Annotated in this window: 14 protein-coding genes and 1 pseudogene; 9 read left to right on the top strand and 6 right to left on the bottom strand. The window is 66.3% G+C overall.

Translation table 11 applies throughout. The annotated features are described in order from the left end of the window. The first annotated feature begins 134 nt into the window (after nt 1-134). The 8 genes from ACSQ86_RS33580 to ACSQ86_RS33545 all read left to right on the top strand — a co-directional run bounded on the left by ACSQ86_RS33580 (nt 135) and on the right by ACSQ86_RS33545 (nt 8,844). Nucleotides 135-641 (top strand): VOC family protein, encoded by a 507-nt coding sequence (locus ACSQ86_RS33580; protein ID WP_436297668.1) that lies wholly within the window; start codon nt 135-137, stop codon nt 639-641. After that, on the top strand, nt 638-1,960 hold the full coding sequence (gene fahA, locus ACSQ86_RS33575) for a fumarylacetoacetase (protein WP_436297667.1): 1,323 nt from the start codon (nt 638-640) through the stop codon (nt 1,958-1,960). The genes ACSQ86_RS33580 and fahA overlap by 4 nt, the downstream gene beginning before the upstream one ends. Nucleotides 1,961-2,007: 47 nt before the next feature. Further along, nucleotides 2,008-2,955, top strand: a complete 948-nt coding sequence (locus ACSQ86_RS33570; protein ID WP_436310588.1) for an MBL fold metallo-hydrolase — start codon at nt 2,008-2,010, stop codon at nt 2,953-2,955. Between the two features lie 24 nt (nt 2,956-2,979). Continuing rightward, entirely contained in the window at nt 2,980-4,701 is a 1,722-nt protein-coding gene (locus ACSQ86_RS33565; protein WP_436310587.1) for an FAD-dependent oxidoreductase, read from the top strand. Next, entirely contained in the window at nt 4,698-4,928 is a 231-nt protein-coding gene (locus ACSQ86_RS33560) for a DUF2783 domain-containing protein (RefSeq protein ID WP_436310586.1), read from the top strand. Before ACSQ86_RS33565 ends, ACSQ86_RS33560 begins: the two co-directional genes overlap by 4 nt. After that, on the top strand, nt 4,925-5,689 hold the full coding sequence (locus ACSQ86_RS33555; RefSeq protein ID WP_436310585.1) for a hypothetical protein: 765 nt from the start codon (nt 4,925-4,927) through the stop codon (nt 5,687-5,689). Before ACSQ86_RS33560 ends, ACSQ86_RS33555 begins: the two co-directional genes overlap by 4 nt. A 124-nt stretch (nt 5,690-5,813) precedes the next feature. After that, the gene (locus ACSQ86_RS33550) at nt 5,814-6,923 is read left to right on the top strand and encodes an adenylate/guanylate cyclase domain-containing protein (protein WP_436310584.1); all 1,110 of its coding nucleotides are present in this window, start codon (nt 5,814-5,816) and stop codon (nt 6,921-6,923) included. Nucleotides 6,924-7,107: 184 nt separating this feature from the next. Beyond that, nucleotides 7,108-8,844: an IS1634 family transposase gene (locus ACSQ86_RS33545; RefSeq protein ID WP_436310583.1), complete on the top strand. Its 1,737-nt coding sequence runs from the start codon at nt 7,108-7,110 to the stop codon at nt 8,842-8,844. A 260-nt stretch (nt 8,845-9,104) separates the two neighbouring features. Here ACSQ86_RS33545 and ACSQ86_RS33540 read toward each other — a convergent pair whose 3' ends face one another. Continuing rightward, nucleotides 9,105-9,284 (bottom strand): VOC family protein, encoded by a 180-nt coding sequence (locus ACSQ86_RS33540; RefSeq protein WP_436293118.1) that lies wholly within the window; start codon nt 9,282-9,284, stop codon nt 9,105-9,107. Between the two features lie 287 nt (nt 9,285-9,571). On the opposite strand from ACSQ86_RS33540, the pseudogene ACSQ86_RS33535 reads away from it, so the two are divergent. Beyond that, nucleotides 9,572-9,734 (top strand): annotated as a pseudogene (locus ACSQ86_RS33535) (adenylate kinase); the annotation flags it as partial. Between the two features lie 235 nt (nt 9,735-9,969). Here the strand turns inward: ACSQ86_RS33535 and ACSQ86_RS33530 are convergent. Genes ACSQ86_RS33530 through ACSQ86_RS33510 form a run of 5 tightly spaced genes read right to left on the bottom strand, consistent with a single transcriptional unit; the run spans nt 9,970 to nt 14,323 of the window. Continuing rightward, entirely contained in the window at nt 9,970-10,872 is a 903-nt protein-coding gene (locus tag ACSQ86_RS33530) for an NADP-dependent oxidoreductase (protein WP_436306912.1), read from the bottom strand. A gap of 31 nt (nt 10,873-10,903) precedes the next feature. Beyond that, entirely contained in the window at nt 10,904-11,878 is a 975-nt protein-coding gene (locus tag ACSQ86_RS33525; RefSeq protein WP_436297658.1) for an NAD-dependent epimerase/dehydratase family protein, read from the bottom strand. Nucleotides 11,879-11,880: 2 nt separating this feature from the next. Further along, complete coding sequence (locus ACSQ86_RS33520; RefSeq protein ID WP_436310582.1) at nt 11,881-12,870, bottom strand: fumarylacetoacetate hydrolase family protein; 990 nt, start codon at nt 12,868-12,870, stop codon at nt 11,881-11,883. Between the two features lie 23 nt (nt 12,871-12,893). Next, nucleotides 12,894-13,472: a cupin domain-containing protein gene (locus tag ACSQ86_RS33515; RefSeq protein ID WP_436297656.1), complete on the bottom strand. Its 579-nt coding sequence runs from the start codon at nt 13,470-13,472 to the stop codon at nt 12,894-12,896. Between the two features lie 59 nt (nt 13,473-13,531). Then, the gene (locus ACSQ86_RS33510; RefSeq protein WP_436306915.1) at nt 13,532-14,323 is read right to left on the bottom strand and encodes a cyclase family protein; all 792 of its coding nucleotides are present in this window, start codon (nt 14,321-14,323) and stop codon (nt 13,532-13,534) included.

Raw genomic sequence — 14,323 nt, 5'->3', positions numbered from 1 at the left:
CGCACAGGCAGGCTGAGACTGCCTGACGACTTGATCGGCGGCGCTGTCCCCATTGCAAGGGGGCAGACGCACGCGCAGAGGACGCCGACACTTCTGCGCCAGCGACACACCAGTTCGCACAGGACCCTCCGCACATGAGCCACTGCCCAGCCATCCATGGACTGCACCATTACGCCGCGCGCTGCCGCGACGCCGAAGAGACCCGACACTTCTACGAAGACCTGCTCGGGCTGCCGCTGGCCCACGTCATCCGATCGGACACCGTGCCGAGCACGGGCGAACTGTGCCCCTACGTGCACTTGTTCTTCCGGTTCACGGACGGCTCTTGCTTCGCCTTCTTCGATCTGGGCGATGGCACGGCGGCGCAGCCCTCGCCCAATACGCCTGCCTGGGTCCAGCACATCGCATTGCGCCTCGATTCGCTGCAAGCCCTGCAGGCGATGAAGGCGCGCCTGCAGGCCCACGGCATCGAGGTGCTGGGCCCTACGGACCACGGCTTCGTGCAGTCGATCTACTTCTTCGATCCGAACGGGCTGCGGCTGGAACTGACGGCCGTGACGGCAACACCGGCCCAGCTTGCGCGATACGAACGGGAGGCCCACGCCCAGCTGGAGGATTGGACGCGGGAGAAGCAGGCATGAAGCAGATCGACCGCACGCACGATCCGCTGCGCCGCAGTTGGGTCGAATCGGCCAACGCGCCGGACAACGACTTTCCACTGCAGAACCTGCCTTTCGGCAGCTTCGCCACTTCCGGCGGCGTGCCCCGCGTGGGGGTCGCCATTGGTGACAGCGTTCTCGACCTGTGCGAGGTGCAGGCACGCGGGTTGCTGACGGGTCTGGCCGCCGACGCCGCGCAGGCGGCAACCAGCAGGGGATTGCCGGCGCTAATGGCCGGGCCTGCGTCTGCGATGTCCGCGCTGCGTGCCGCATTGTCGGACCTGCTGTGCGACGAGGGGGTGCCGGGCACGCAGGCAAGACGCCATGCCGATGCCATCCTGCGGCCGGCGGCGCAGGTCACCATGCACTTGCCCTGCCCCATTCGCGGCTACACCGACTTCCTGGCCTCGGAACATCACACGGAACGTAACGGGCGACTCAAGGGCCTGGCCGTTCCAGTGCCGGAAGCGTACCGCTGGGTGCCGGTGGCCTACCATGGCCGCGCGTCGACCATCGTGACGAGCGGCACACCGGTGCAGCGGCCCCATGGCCAATGGAAAGGCGGCGACGGCCGCGTTGTGTTCGGGCCGGTGCAGGCGCTGGATTTCGAGCTCGAGATGGGTCTGTTCGTAGGCAGGGGCAACGACCGCGGCGTCCCGATCCGCCTGGACGAGGCCCGCGAGCACATCTTCGGTACCTGCCTGCTCAACGACTGGTCCTCCAAGAGCGTGCAGTGGTGGGAGCAGATGCTCGGGCCCTTCCTCGGCAAGAATTTCATCACCTCGATTTCGCCGTGGATCGTGACACGCGAAGCGCTCGAGCCGTTCCGGGTGGCAGCGCCCTTGCGCGCGCCGGCGCATCCGCCGCTCCTGCCCTACCTCGACTCGGCGCTCGATCACGAACTGGGCAGCTGGAGCATCGCGCTGCAAGCCAGCCTGTCCACGCGCCGCATGCGCGAATCCGGCATGGGCCCCGCAGTCGTCACCCGAACGCACCTGCACCACCTGTACTGGACGCCCGGCCAACTGATCGCCCATCACAGCAGCAACGGCTGCCAGCTCGAGACCGGCGATCTCGTCGGCACCGGGACCATCTCGGGCCCGGACGACAACAGCCGGGCCTGCATGACGGAGCTGACGAGCGCTGGCGCCCTGCCCTTGACCCTGCCGGACGGCCAGCAGCGCGGCTGGCTGGAGGATGGCGACGAGATCGTGTTCACGGCGCGCGCTTGCGCGCCCGGCTTCGTGCCCATTGGCTTCGGCGAGTGCCGGGGCATGGTCACACCGGCACTCCCCTACTGAACCACCTGAAATCCATCCACCCAACCCCATTCGCAAGAACCATTGCCATGAGCACACCCTTCGCTTCTACCGCCGATACCGCCGAGCAACGCCCGCAAGTCGTGGAACTCGGCTCCGATGTCTACGGCTACATCAGCAACTCGGACCCGAACTGCGGATTCGTTGTCGGCCGCGACTGCGTGCTGGCTGTCGACACGACCGCCACGCCGACCCTGGCCCGGCGCTGGCTCGCCGAGCTGCGCAAGATCACCGACAAGCCGGTGCGCTATGTGTTCCTCACGCACTACCACGCGGTGCGCGTGATGGGCGCGTCCGCCTTCGAAGGCGCGACCATCATCACCAGCCAAGGAACGCGCGACCTGATAGCCGAGCGCGGGCTCGCCGACTACGAATCCGAGCGCGCGCGCATGCCGAGGCTGTTTCCCGACGTGTCGGACATCCCTGGCCTGACCAGGCCGCACATCGGCTTCAAGGAAGAGCTAGTAATGGACCTGGGCAACCACGAGGTGCGGCTCATGCATCTGGGCAAGGGGCACTCCGCCGGCGACGCAGTCTGCTGGGTGCCGGGCGCTGGCGTCATGTTCGGCGGCGACCTCATCGAGAACCGCTGCGGCATCTATTGCGGCGACGCCTATTTGACCGAATGGCTGCAGACCCTGGAGCGTCTGCGGGCCTTCCGTCCCAAGGTGCTCGTTCCGGGGCGCGGCAGCCCGATGCGCACGCTCAAGGAGATCAGCGACGCGATCGACACTCACAAGGACTTCCTCGTCACGCTACTGACCATCGTGCGCCAGGGACTCGCTCAAGGGCTGGACCTCAAGGGCTGCTACCTCCTGGCCGACCAGCAGCTCACGCCGCGTTTCGGCCACTGGCCGGTGTATCGCCACGTAATGCCCTTCGACGTCGCGCGCGCCTGGGACGAACTGCGCGGCATCGAGCATCCGCAGATCTGGACTAACGAAAAGGACAGGGAGCTCTGGAATGCCCTGGCCTGACCTGACGAGCGATCACATCACATCATGAATCCGACAGGCACACCCTACGCGCCGTGCGCGTACCCCAACGGCTATGAATTCACGGAGGGCAGCGGCTACACGCTGCCGGAATATCCGTTCGCTCCGCCACCCGAGCTGACCGGCGCACGCAGCCCGCGGCATGACATCGCGATCGTCGGCGGTGGACTGGCCGGCCTGACGCTGGCCTGCTGCCTCGCACGGCTAGGCATTGCGGCGGTACTGCTTGACGAGGACAACACCGTCGGCGTCAAAGGCGCGTCCTCGCGCGGCATCTGCTACACGCAGAAATCCCTGGAGATCTACCAGCGCCTGGGCATCTACGAGCGCATCGCGCGCAAGGGCGTGGAGTGGAGCGTAGGCCGCACCTACTGCGGCGACGACGAGGTATACGCCTTCGACCTGCAGCGCCAGAGCGGCTTCGAGATCTCCAACCAGCCGCCTTTCATCAACATCCAGCAGTTCTACATCGAAGGCTACCTGGTCGAGCGCCTGCACGAACTGGGCAGGGTCGATCTGCGCTGGCGCAACCGGGTTACGGCTTTCGAGCAGGGGCCGGAGGGCGCGCGCCTGACGGTCGAGACGCCGGCGGGCAACTACCAGCTGGAGGCCAGCTACGTCATCGACGCTACCGGCTCGCGCAGCCTGTTTCGCGACTGGGCCGGGGCCTCCGTCACGAGCAAGAAAGGGGACGATCGCTGGTGCATCGCCGACGTGCGCTTCACTGATCCGCCGCCCCTGGAGCGCCATACCTGGGTGGAGGCCCCCTTCAACGATGGGCGCGCGGTCTGGCAGCACCTGATGGCCGATGGCGTCTGGCGCATCGACTACCAGATGGCGCCCGATGCGGATCCCCGGGCCGTCGGCCGGGAAGACGCTGTGCGTGAGCGGCTGGCGCAGCACTTCGGCCCCGAGCGCGCGGTGGAGGTGATCTGGGTTGGCCCCTATGCCTACCGCAGCGAGTGTGTGGACGCGATGCGCCACGGCAGGCTGTTCTTCATCGGCGACGCGGCCAAGGTGGTCAGCCCCTTCGGCGCGCGCGGCGGCAACAGCGGCATCGCTGACGCCGACAACCTGGCCTGGAAGCTGGCCGCGGTGCTCAAGGGGGATGCGCGGCCGGCGCTGCTCGACAGCTACCACGAAGAACGCCACGAGGCGGCACGCGAGAACATCCGCGTTACCGACCGCACGGCGCGCTTCATGCGTCCGCGCGACGGCATCGAGCGGCTGTTGCGCACCGCTGTACTGGAACTGGCACGCCAGCATCCGTTCGCGCGCCCGTTCGTCAACACCGGGCGCATGGCGGTGGCCAACGCGTACACGCGCTCCAGTGCGTGCAGCGCCGGTGGTGGCCGTTCTGTCCAGAACGTGGCGGTGACGCTGGGCGACGGCAGCCACGGCCTGCTCAACGATCTGCTGCGAGCCGACGCGAGGCTTGTTCTGCTGATGTTTGGTGGACCGCGGGACCGTGCCCGGCTGCGCGATCGGCTGGCAGGGCGGCCGGTACGATGTGTGGACGTGCCGGGCACGACCGGACCGGTCCCGGCGCAGGATCGTGTGCACCAAGTCGAAGATCAGCTGCGCCTCGCGTGCGGCGTTCCGGCAGCCTGCCCCTGGGCCTTGCTGCGCCCGGACGCATACCTGGCCGCCGTGGCACAGTGCATGGAGGACGATCCGCTGCCGGCGGTGGAGCGCGCCCTGGGCTTGCATGAAGAGCTTGTCGCATGAATACCCAACCGAGCATCCTGGACCCGGATGGCTTCTACGAACACTTGCTCGACGCCCATGCCGGCTTGTCGGACCATGAGTCACAGCTCGTCAATGCCAAGCTCGTACTCTTGCTGGCCAACCAACTCGGCGACAGCAAGGTGCTGAGGACATGCATCGAGGCCGCGCGGCCCGACGGCAGCCCTCGCCGTCAAGGGGCATATCAACTGAAGGAGACAGACAAATGATGACATTCACCTCTATGTCCAAACACACGCTGTTCGCCTACGTTGATGGCGCCGACCTCCACGAAATCGCCGATTCTTTGGAAAAACGCTTGGACGCCTTTGCTAGGGAAGGCGACTGGCGGGTCGCTGCTCCACTCGTAGTCAACCGGCGAGGCACAGACGATGGCCTTCGTGCCGGGGACCTGCCGTCGTGGGACCTCGGCCTCAACCTCGCGCTTCCTGACGTCGGGCAAGAGCCCGATAGATGGTTTGCCGACGTCGAGCGCATTACTGTTTTCCTAGGCACGCTGCACTCTGCTTTCGGCCGCGACTTCGTCATCGGCATTGCCGACAACGTCACGGGCATCGCGGAGGACCTCTTCTTCGTGGAATCGGCGGTGCCGAGTCTAGACAAACCTGCGCCGCGCGGTCGGCGTTGGGGAAGGCGGCTAGCATCAGCGGCTTGCGGCCATCAGCTGCCGCTGGTGACGGGCGGCAATACGGCGTATCAGCTAGGCGCGACTGTCCAAGAAGTCTTCGAGATCTACCGCGATTGTGACGGTCGCCGCACGAACGCGGTGGTTGTGCGCACCGCGACGGAAGCCACCCCATCTTGCGCATGCACGACTCACAGGCATCGAGCTCTTCTTCCACCTCGTGTTCGTGTTCGCGGCGACGCAGCTGTCGCACACCCTGCTCGCGCACCTGGGCTGGTTGTACCGGCATCGAGACGACGCTGCTCTTCCTCGCCCCCATGGTTGATCTGGACGTACATTACTTGACACGGCTCGCTCCGTCACGACGTTCGACCGCTGACGCCAACCGCGAGCGTGGCCGGAGCTGATTTTCAACAACCGATGAGGTTCCTACTCGAACACCGCTCCATGGTCTCGATCGCTTCCTGACATGCCGACGACGATGCGGGCGGGCGCAAGACGCCGGGTCGACCTCCTTCGCCGTGCGCTCCGCTGGGGTGCCGTGATCGGCGCGGTGGTCGGGAGCACGAGCGGCTACGGGTTCCCCGACGCGCCGCTCTTCGGCGCAAGCTTCGGTGCCTTGGCGGGCGCCACCCACGGCGTGCTGCTGGCCGGCGCGATTTTCGGCGCCGAAATCTTCCTTCCGCCGACGCGGCTCGGTCACACGCTCGAACGGGCGCCGTTCCTCGTCAGCTTCGCGATGAAGTTGCTTGTCTATGGCGCCGTCATCGTGCTCGTTATCGGAGCCAGACCAGGCTGGCAGCTCGCCGGCGCCATCGCTGCCATATTGCCCAACCCCGAGCTCGCAGCGGCGATCTCCGTGAAGATCGCGACTCCGAGGGCGCCATCGGTTGCGCTTGCGTTCCTGATCCTAGGTGCCGGCATTTTTTTGCTGCAAATGGGCCGCCTGGTCGGCGAGCAGACCTTGCGCGACATCGTGTTGGGCCGCTACCACCGCCCGCGCACGGAGGAGCGGTTCTTCCTGTTCGTCGACATCGTCGGCTCGACGCCGCTCGCCGAGCGGATTGGCCCCGACGCGGTCCATCGCTTTCTCGGCGAGGTCTTCCGGCTCGCCTCGGACCTGATCGATGACCACCTAGGCGAGGTCTATCAATACGTCGGCGACGAGATCGTGATCACCTGGGCGGTGGCCGAAGGGCGCGAGGGCGCTCGACCGGTCGCCTGCTACTTCGCGATCGAACAGGCGCTCGCGCGGGCTGCGCCGGAGTTCGAGCGCGAGTTCGGCGCGGTGCCGCGGCTTCGCGCTGCGCTGCATGGCGGCCCGGTCATCACCGGCGAAGTGGGAGGCAGTCGGCGCGCGATCGTGTACCACGGTGACGTGGTGAACACCACGTCACGCATCGAACAGGCGACGCGAGACCTCGAGCGCCAGTTCCTGGTCTCGGGCGACGCGCTGGAGCGGCTCGAGGATCTCGAGGGCTGCGCGCTCGAGGACCTCGGCCTCCAGCAACTGCGTGGCCGCGCCGCCGCGATGCAGGTCTACGCGGTCAGGGCCAAGGCCTCAACGAACAGCCAATAGAGGATTTAACTGGAACCGGGGCTGTCGATCTAAGCCGAAGTTCCCCGCCCTCTGTAGTCACTCCAACGGCGGCAAGTACTTGTCGCCGCTGATGAATCCTCCTCCGTGGAGGATTTTTTTGGGCGATACATGTAGTCACTAAAGTGACTTGCAAATTTCACATTCATCGACTAGATTTCTCTACATGGCAGCCCGCACCGGTACCGCTCACGTCGTCACTACGACGCGCACCTACAAGGACCAGGTCTATCGCACCCACCTGCTGCGTCGCAGCTATCGCGAGGACGGCAAGGTCAAGAACGAGACCCTGGGCAATCTGTCGCACCTGCCCGATGAACTCATCGAGATCATTCGGCGCTCGCTGCAGGGCGAGACCTTCGTGCCCGTGGCTTGCGCGTTCGAGATCACGCACTCGCGTCCCCATGGCCATGTGCAGGCGGCAGGCGCCGCGATGGCCAGCCTGGAGATGGCCTCGCTGCTTGCCTCCAAGCCCTGCCGCGAACGCGAGCTGGTACTGGCGATGGTGGCCGCGCGCATCGCAGCGCCCCACACCAAGCTGGCCACCACGCGCTGGTGGCACACCACCACGCTGGCCGAGGACTTCGGCGTGGCAGAAGCCGACGAGGACGATCTGTATGCGGCGATGGACTGGCTGCTCGAACGCCAGGATCGCATCCAGAAGAAGCTGGCCTCGCGCCATCTGAGCGCTGGCGCCCTGGTGCTGTACGACCTGTCCTCGAGCTACTTCGAGGGTAGCTGTTGTCCGCTGGCCAAGCTCGGCTACAGCCGCGACGGCAAGAAGGGGTTGCTGCAGGTCAACTACGGCTTGCTCACCGATGCGCGCGGCTGCCCGGTGGCCGTGTCGGTGCATGAGGGCAATGTCGCTGACAGCCTGACCTTGCTGCCCGAGCTCAAGCGACTGCGCGAAGACTTCGGCGTCGAGCAGCTGGTGATGGTGGGCGACCGCGGCATGATCTCGAACAAGGCCATTGACGAGATGCGCGAGAGCGACGGCATCGCCTGGATCACGGCGCTCAAGAGCGTGTCGATCCGCGCGCTCGTGGAGCAGGGGCAACTGCAACTCGACCTGTTCGACGAGCGCAATCTGCTCGAACTGAGCTCGCCGGACTACCCGGGCGAGCGCCTGGTGGCGTGCCGCAATCTGGAACTGGCCAAGCTGCGCACGCACAAGCGCGAGGAACTGCTCGCGGCCACCGAGGCCAACCTGCAGAAGATCAAGGCCCGCGTGGACGCGGGCAAGCTCGCTGGGAAGGATGAGATCGGCTTGCGCGTGGGCAAGGTCGTCAACCAGTACAAGGTCGCCAAGCACTTCGAGCTGGCGATCGGCGACACCACCTTCACCTTCGCGCGCAAGCGCGACGCCATCGCTGCCGAGGCGGCGCTGGACGGCATTTACATCATCCGCACGTCGGTGCCGCCCACACAGATGGACTCGGCCGACTGCGTGCGCAACTACAAGTCACTGGCCAACGTTGAGCGCGCGTTCCGCTCGCTCAAGACGATCGACCTGAAGGTGCGCCCGATCCACCACCGCACCGCCGATCGGGTGCGCGCACACATCTTCCTGTGCATGCTCGCCTACTACGTCGAGTGGCACATGCGCGAGGCCTGGCGCGAGTTGATGTTTGCCGACACCGAGCAGCAAGCCAAGGCTACGCGCGATCCCGTGGCGCCGGCCACGCGCTCCAAGGCGGCGCTGGACAAGGCGGCCCGTCACACACTGGACGACGGCACCCCCGTGCACAGCTTCTCCACCCTCATGGCCGAGCTCGCCACCATCGTGCGCAACACCTGCCGAACCCCACAGGCCGGGCCCGAGGCGCCCACCTTCGAGCTCCTCACCAACGCGCAGCCGCTGCACCTGCGCGCCCTCGCGCTCGTGCAAAACATCAAACCGTAGACAGAAAACTTCCTCGCCAACTCAAGCAAGTGCTTGAGTCACAAGGGAATCTCGTTCGTCGCTTCGGGGAACTTCGGTCTAAGGCCTGCAGCCGATGACCTTCGGGCTCGCCGATACCGGGCGTGTTAGGCCGCACCAGAGACCAGTAGAACTCAATCATGGATCCAAAGCTGCCGATTCTCGACTACACCGTGATCTTTGCTCGCCTGCCAGCGATGCGGGAGTTCTACAGCACCGTGCTTGGCTTTCCTGTGCACAGGCTAAATCTCAGCATAGATCTCCAAGACATTGCCGTCAGGATCTCGGAAGAACAGTGTTCGATGGCCCCATGGTTGGTCAGTGGGACCCGAGATGATATTGACACCACGCTCCGCGAGGGTACTTGCACAGGTCGCGACCTCGCTTGGCGTAACACGAAACGCAAGCTGCAGTGACAGCACACCAAAATGTCGTCAGTCCAGTGACCGCTTCGCGGCGATCGGACCCACATCTTGAACAGCCGCTTTGGGCCCATTCCAGCCCGCCAGCGGACATCATGATTGCCGGAAGGCGGTCGTCGGCAGCGCCAGCCAACCCACGACCAGGTCATGCGGCCTGGCAACCGGAAAATTCAATCAATGGTGAAAAACCCGCCCGAAAATTCAAAGTGTGGTGAACAGCGGGTTCAAGGTAGCGTGCGGAACCGGCGCCTAACACCTTGATGCGCAGCGGTCGGCGGAACCATCATGGCGTCAAGATCGACTACGTGCTCGAGATCGACGTGCCTTTCGCCGACATCATCGAACGCATGAGCGGCCGTCGCTCGCACCCGGCATCGGGACGCATCTACCACGTCAAGTTCAATCCGCCGAAGACCGAAGGCAAGGACGACCTCACCGGCGAAGACCTGACCGAGGAGCAAGCGTCGCACTTCGGTCGAGCCCGTGAGCGTGATCTTGCGCACGAGCGGGGTGCGAAGTCAGCGTGCCGTCGAGGGCGGGGGCTATTGCCAGTCACGACGTTGAACACCCCCCGCCGGCACGCGCGCGCTGGGCGAGCTCGGCCAGCGCTAGACGGTGAGCGGCGTCTGGCTCGCAGGCATGCCGTGCACGCTTATAGGGGATAGGCGTGCAGGCGCTGTTCATTTCAGTGCTTCAGCACGACCTTGCCACGGCTACCGGCGGCCACCGCCGCGTGGGCAGCGCCGACTTGCTCCAGCCGGAACGTCTTGGCGATGGGGATCATCAATGCGCCACGCGCAGCGGCGTTGGCCACGGCTTCGAGCGTGGCCGCATCGGCGCGGTGGTAGAGCTCCTGAATGCGCACGCGATTGCCCGCGTTCGCGCCCTCTGGCACCGGAACGATGCTGGCCACTTGACCTCCGTCCCGCACGTGCTGGATGAGGTGCGTCGCCATCGGGGCCGCCGCGCTGATGGCGTAGTCGAACGTGGCGCCGGCTGGCGGCGCGGTGATGTCGAGCGCGTCACCCGCCAGCTGGCGCGCTTCTTCGATCCGTTCGGGCCGGACGCCGGCCACCGGCTTGGCGCCGATCTCCTGAAGATACTGGATCGCGGCGCGACCGACCGCACCGAGGCCCCCGGAAATCAGCACACGGGCACCCGCGCGCACGCCCAACGCATCGACCGTCTGACGTCCGGTCAGTCCGGCTTTAGGCAGGGTGGCGCCCTGCTCGAAGCTGAGATTGGCCGGAAGCTTGGCAACGGCCGTGATGGGTACGACCCCGAGTTCGGCATAGGCCCCCTTGCCGTTGGTGGCGAAGTCGGCGATCACCCGATCACCGACCGAGAAGCCGCTCACGTCACTTCCCTTGTCCATCACGACACCGGCAGCGTCGCCACCCAGCACGGCCGGAAGGTCCAGGGGAATGAACTGGGCCATGAAGCCCTGGCGGACCATCAGGTCGAAGGGGTTGACCGCAGAGGCTTCGATCTTGATCAGAACCTCGCCGGCACCCGGCTTGGGAATGGGCACTTCATCGATCACGAATTGATCGACATCGCCGTACGAGTGGAGACGAGCAGCTTTCATGGATTGGTACCTCGAGAAGTTGGGAGTGTTGTCAGACGCCGCTGGCGTCGCCCTGCAACGCCAGCCTGACCAGGTCGGCCAGACTCGCATCGCGCTCGAAGCCGGCGGCCAGCGCGGCGTCGGTGCGCAGCTCGCCGAACGACCCGAACAAGGCCTCGATGTGCGGCTCAGGCTGGTAGGTGACCAACGGGTGCACAGCCGCTCCGCGGACCTCGCCGATCGCCGTGACGAGCTGGCGCATCGAGAACCGCGACGTCGGCAGCGTGAACGTGCGCCGGCTCTCCAGCCCCGGCAGCGACGGCGCCGCAGCGTGAAGCAGGTTCGACACCACGTTGGGCAGCGACGAAGCCCAGGTCGTGGCTTCGGCCGACATCGGGCATGTGAAGGGCCGGCCGGCAGCAAGCTCGCGGATGATGTCGCTGAGAAAGGCCGAGAGCTGGCCGGTCCGTGCCGGCGGCCGCGCGAGCACGCCGGGGATGCGCAACGAGCGCCCATCGATCCAGCCGCGGCGGCTGAAGTCGTCGATCAGGATCTCGCCCACCAGCTTCTGTGCGCCGTAGGTCATTGCCGGCCGCGGCAGGGCGTCGTCAGTCACCAGGGGCGGCATGGCGCCGAACACCGCGATCGTGCTCGCGAACACGAACACCGGCGCCGGGCCACCGGCCGCCGCTTGCGCCTGCCCGCGTTCCAGCAGGTCGATCGTCGCATTCAGATTCACGCGGCGGGCCAGCGCGTAGTTGGCCTCGGCGCTGCCGCCCGGGATGCTGGCGAGGTGGAACACCACGTCCACTGGCCAGGCTGCCAGCACGGACGTCAGCCACGCCGGATCGGCCAGGTCGCCGGCATGGCGGCGCAGGACGCCTTGCGCAGACGGCGCGTCACCGAAATCGAGATCGAGCGCGCTCAGGCGCTCGATGCGGCGCCCCTGCAGCGTGCCGTCGGCGAGCAGGCGCGCGCCGAGGGCTCGGCCGACAAAGCCGTTCGCACCGGTGATCAGCACGTGCATAGTCATTGCTCCTGCGCGCGCACGACACGCTGGTCAATGACGCCGAACGGCCCCTCGCGCCCATCGGCGAAGCGCGCCTGCATGCGCAGGCGGTCGCCGAACTTCATGAAGCCGGTGAGGATCTCGCCCACGTCCAGCTTCTCGATCACGCGACGTTCCGCGATGCACGCCGATCCGGCCGTGCGCGCGACGTTGGAAACCGTGCCCGAGCCCAGGATCGTGCCGGCGGTGAGCTTGCGCGTGCGCGCGGCATGCGCGACGAGCTGGCCGAAGTCGAAGTTCATCTCGCCGCCCGAAGGTTCGCCGAAGCGTTCACCGTTCCACTGCACGTGCAGCGGCATGCACACGCGCCCACCGTTCCAGGCGTCGCCCAGTTCGTCGGGCGTGATCGCGATGGGGGCGAAAGCGGTCGATGGCTTGGCCTGCAGGAAGCCGAAACCCGTCTTCATCTCGCGCGGGCCCAGCACACGCAGGCTCCAGTCATTGGCCTGCACGATGAGGCGGATGCATTGCAGGGCCGCCTCGGGCGTGACGCCCATCGGCACCGGGCCGCAGACCACGCCGAACTCGCCTTCGAAGTCGATGCCGTGCGCTTCGTCAGGCAGCGGCACGTCGTCCATGGGGCCGAGGAAGTCGTCGCTCGCGCCCTGATACATCACCGGCACGTTCTCGAAGTCGGGGATGGGCGGCGTGTTGAAGGCGCGCTCCATCAGCCGGCCATGGTTGAGGAAGGCCGAGCCGTCCAGCCATTGCGGGCTGCGCGGCAGCGGCGCAGCGCACGCGGCGGGGTCGAAAGGAAACACGCCGTCGACGACGCCCGCGTTCAGCGCATCGGAAAGATCCTGCAATGCCCGGCGCACGGCGTCCCAGCGCTGCAGTGCGTCGAGCAGGCTGGGCGCGACCCTCGGCGCGGCGACGGCATGCTTCAGGTCCTGCGAGACGACGACCAGGCGCCCATCGAGCGAGCCGTCTTTCAGTGTGGCGAACTTCATCGTGATTGCTCTTTCGCAGCGGCTCAGCGCCCGGCCAGCGCAGTCGCAATCGACGGCTCGTAGGCGCCGTCGATCAGCACGAAAAGCATCCGGCAGGGCCGGCCCGAGCGGTTGGCCCACGCGTGGTTGGTGCCGCGCTGAATCACGACGCTTCCCGCCTTGAGCGACACCTCGGAATCGTCGAGCACCAGCGTCATCTCGCCTTCGATCACCACGCCGTAGTCGATCGACTCGGTGCGATGCATCAGGGGGTGCGGCGAGTCGCGCTTGACGGTGGAGGCGGCCACGTCACCCGCCTGCGTGAAGGCATCCTTCATCTGCGCGGCGCCTTGCGCCAGGAACTCTTTGGTGTCCGGCGGGATGTCGACGAAGCGAATGCGCGTGCCGAGCTTGGGCGGCGGCAGCTTCAACGGACCGGTGGTGGGGTCCGCCGCGTTGGTCAAAGGCGCCGGCGTGGCGTGCGTCTCCCACACCTCATGGAAGACGGTGCCGGGGATGGCCTGAAGCTCGATCACGGTGGGCAGCGGGCCATTGCTGGTGACGATCGCCTTGCCTTCGGCATCGTGGCCGGTGACGACGCGGTGGATCGGGGGAAAGCTCATGGTGGACTCCTGGAGAGATGTGAGATGGGAGACGCTTCGTGAACGCAGGTCAGCCCTGGTCACTCTTCGAAGATGGCGACCGCGCGAGTCCATCCGGCGCTCGCGCCGCGGATCTTGTGCGGGAAGCAGCTGATCGTGAAGCCGTGTGGCGGCAGCGCCTCGAGGTTGTGCAGCTTTTCGAGGTGGCAGTAGCCGATGTCGCGGCCCGCCTTGTGCCCTTCCCAGATCAGCGCCTTGTTGCCGGTCTCGGCGACCTTCTTCGCGGTGTAGGGGAACGGCGCATCCCAACTCCACGCGTCAGTGCCGGTGAGCCGCACGCCGCGCTCGAGCAGGAACATCGTCGCCTCGTAGCCCATGCCGCAGCCCGAGGACACGTAGTCCTTGTGGCCGTAGCGCGAGCCGGCGCGGGTGTTGACGACGACGATGTCCAGCGGCTCCAGCACGTGGCCGACGCGCTTCAGCTCGGCCTCGACGTCGGCCGCGGTCGCGACGTAGCCGTTGGGGAAGTCGCGGAAGTCGAGCTTCACGCCGCGCTGGAAACACCACTCGAGTGGCACCTGATCGATCGTGATCGATGGCCGACTGCCGCCAAGCTTCGCATCCTGCGTCGAATGAAAGTGGTACGGCGCATCGAGGTGGGTGCCGTTGTGCGTGGCCAGCGTCACCCACTCGGCGGCCGCGGCCTCGCCGTCCGGATAGTCCTCAGGCTTCGTGCCGGGCAGCATCGCGATGAACTCGGGCAGTGTGTCATGCTTCTGGTAGGTGATCTTCGGCGCCAGCGGCGGCGGATCCGACAGCACGTCGTTCTCGAGGTAGATCGACAGGTCGACGAAACGGCGCCGAATCTTCAT

Source organism: Variovorax sp. LjRoot130 (assembly GCF_964253755.1).
Taxonomy (GTDB): Bacteria; Pseudomonadota; Gammaproteobacteria; order Burkholderiales; family Burkholderiaceae_C; genus Variovorax.
Note: the sequence above shows the minus strand (reverse complement) of the source record. Positions and strands in the feature narration are given on the sequence as shown.

Bases quoted from the DNA above. Each gene is read 5' to 3' on its own strand.
- ACSQ86_RS33580 (WP_436297668.1), top strand. From the start codon at position 135: ATGAGCCACTGCCCAGCCATCCATGGACTGCACCATTACGCCGCGCGC.
- fahA (WP_436297667.1), top strand. From the start codon at position 638: ATGAAGCAGATCGACCGCACGCACGATCCGCTGCGCCGCAGTTGGGTC.
- ACSQ86_RS33570 (WP_436310588.1), top strand. From the start codon at position 2,008: ATGAGCACACCCTTCGCTTCTACCGCCGATACCGCCGAGCAACGCCCG.
- ACSQ86_RS33565 (WP_436310587.1), top strand. From the start codon at position 2,980: ATGAATCCGACAGGCACACCCTACGCGCCGTGCGCGTACCCCAACGGC.
- ACSQ86_RS33560 (WP_436310586.1), top strand. From the start codon at position 4,698: ATGAATACCCAACCGAGCATCCTGGACCCGGATGGCTTCTACGAACAC.
- ACSQ86_RS33555 (WP_436310585.1), top strand. From the start codon at position 4,925: ATGATGACATTCACCTCTATGTCCAAACACACGCTGTTCGCCTACGTT.
- ACSQ86_RS33550 (WP_436310584.1), top strand. From the start codon at position 5,814: ATGCCGACGACGATGCGGGCGGGCGCAAGACGCCGGGTCGACCTCCTT.
- ACSQ86_RS33545 (WP_436310583.1), top strand. From the start codon at position 7,108: ATGGCAGCCCGCACCGGTACCGCTCACGTCGTCACTACGACGCGCACC.
- ACSQ86_RS33530 (WP_436306912.1), bottom strand. From the start codon at position 10,872: ATGAAAGCTGCTCGTCTCCACTCGTACGGCGATGTCGATCAATTCGTG.
- ACSQ86_RS33525 (WP_436297658.1), bottom strand. From the start codon at position 11,878: ATGCACGTGCTGATCACCGGTGCGAACGGCTTTGTCGGCCGAGCCCTC.
- ACSQ86_RS33520 (WP_436310582.1), bottom strand. From the start codon at position 12,870: ATGAAGTTCGCCACACTGAAAGACGGCTCGCTCGATGGGCGCCTGGTC.
- ACSQ86_RS33515 (WP_436297656.1), bottom strand. From the start codon at position 13,472: ATGAGCTTTCCCCCGATCCACCGCGTCGTCACCGGCCACGATGCCGAA.
- ACSQ86_RS33510 (WP_436306915.1), bottom strand. From the start codon at position 14,323: ATGAAGATTCGGCGCCGTTTCGTCGACCTGTCGATCTACCTCGAGAAC.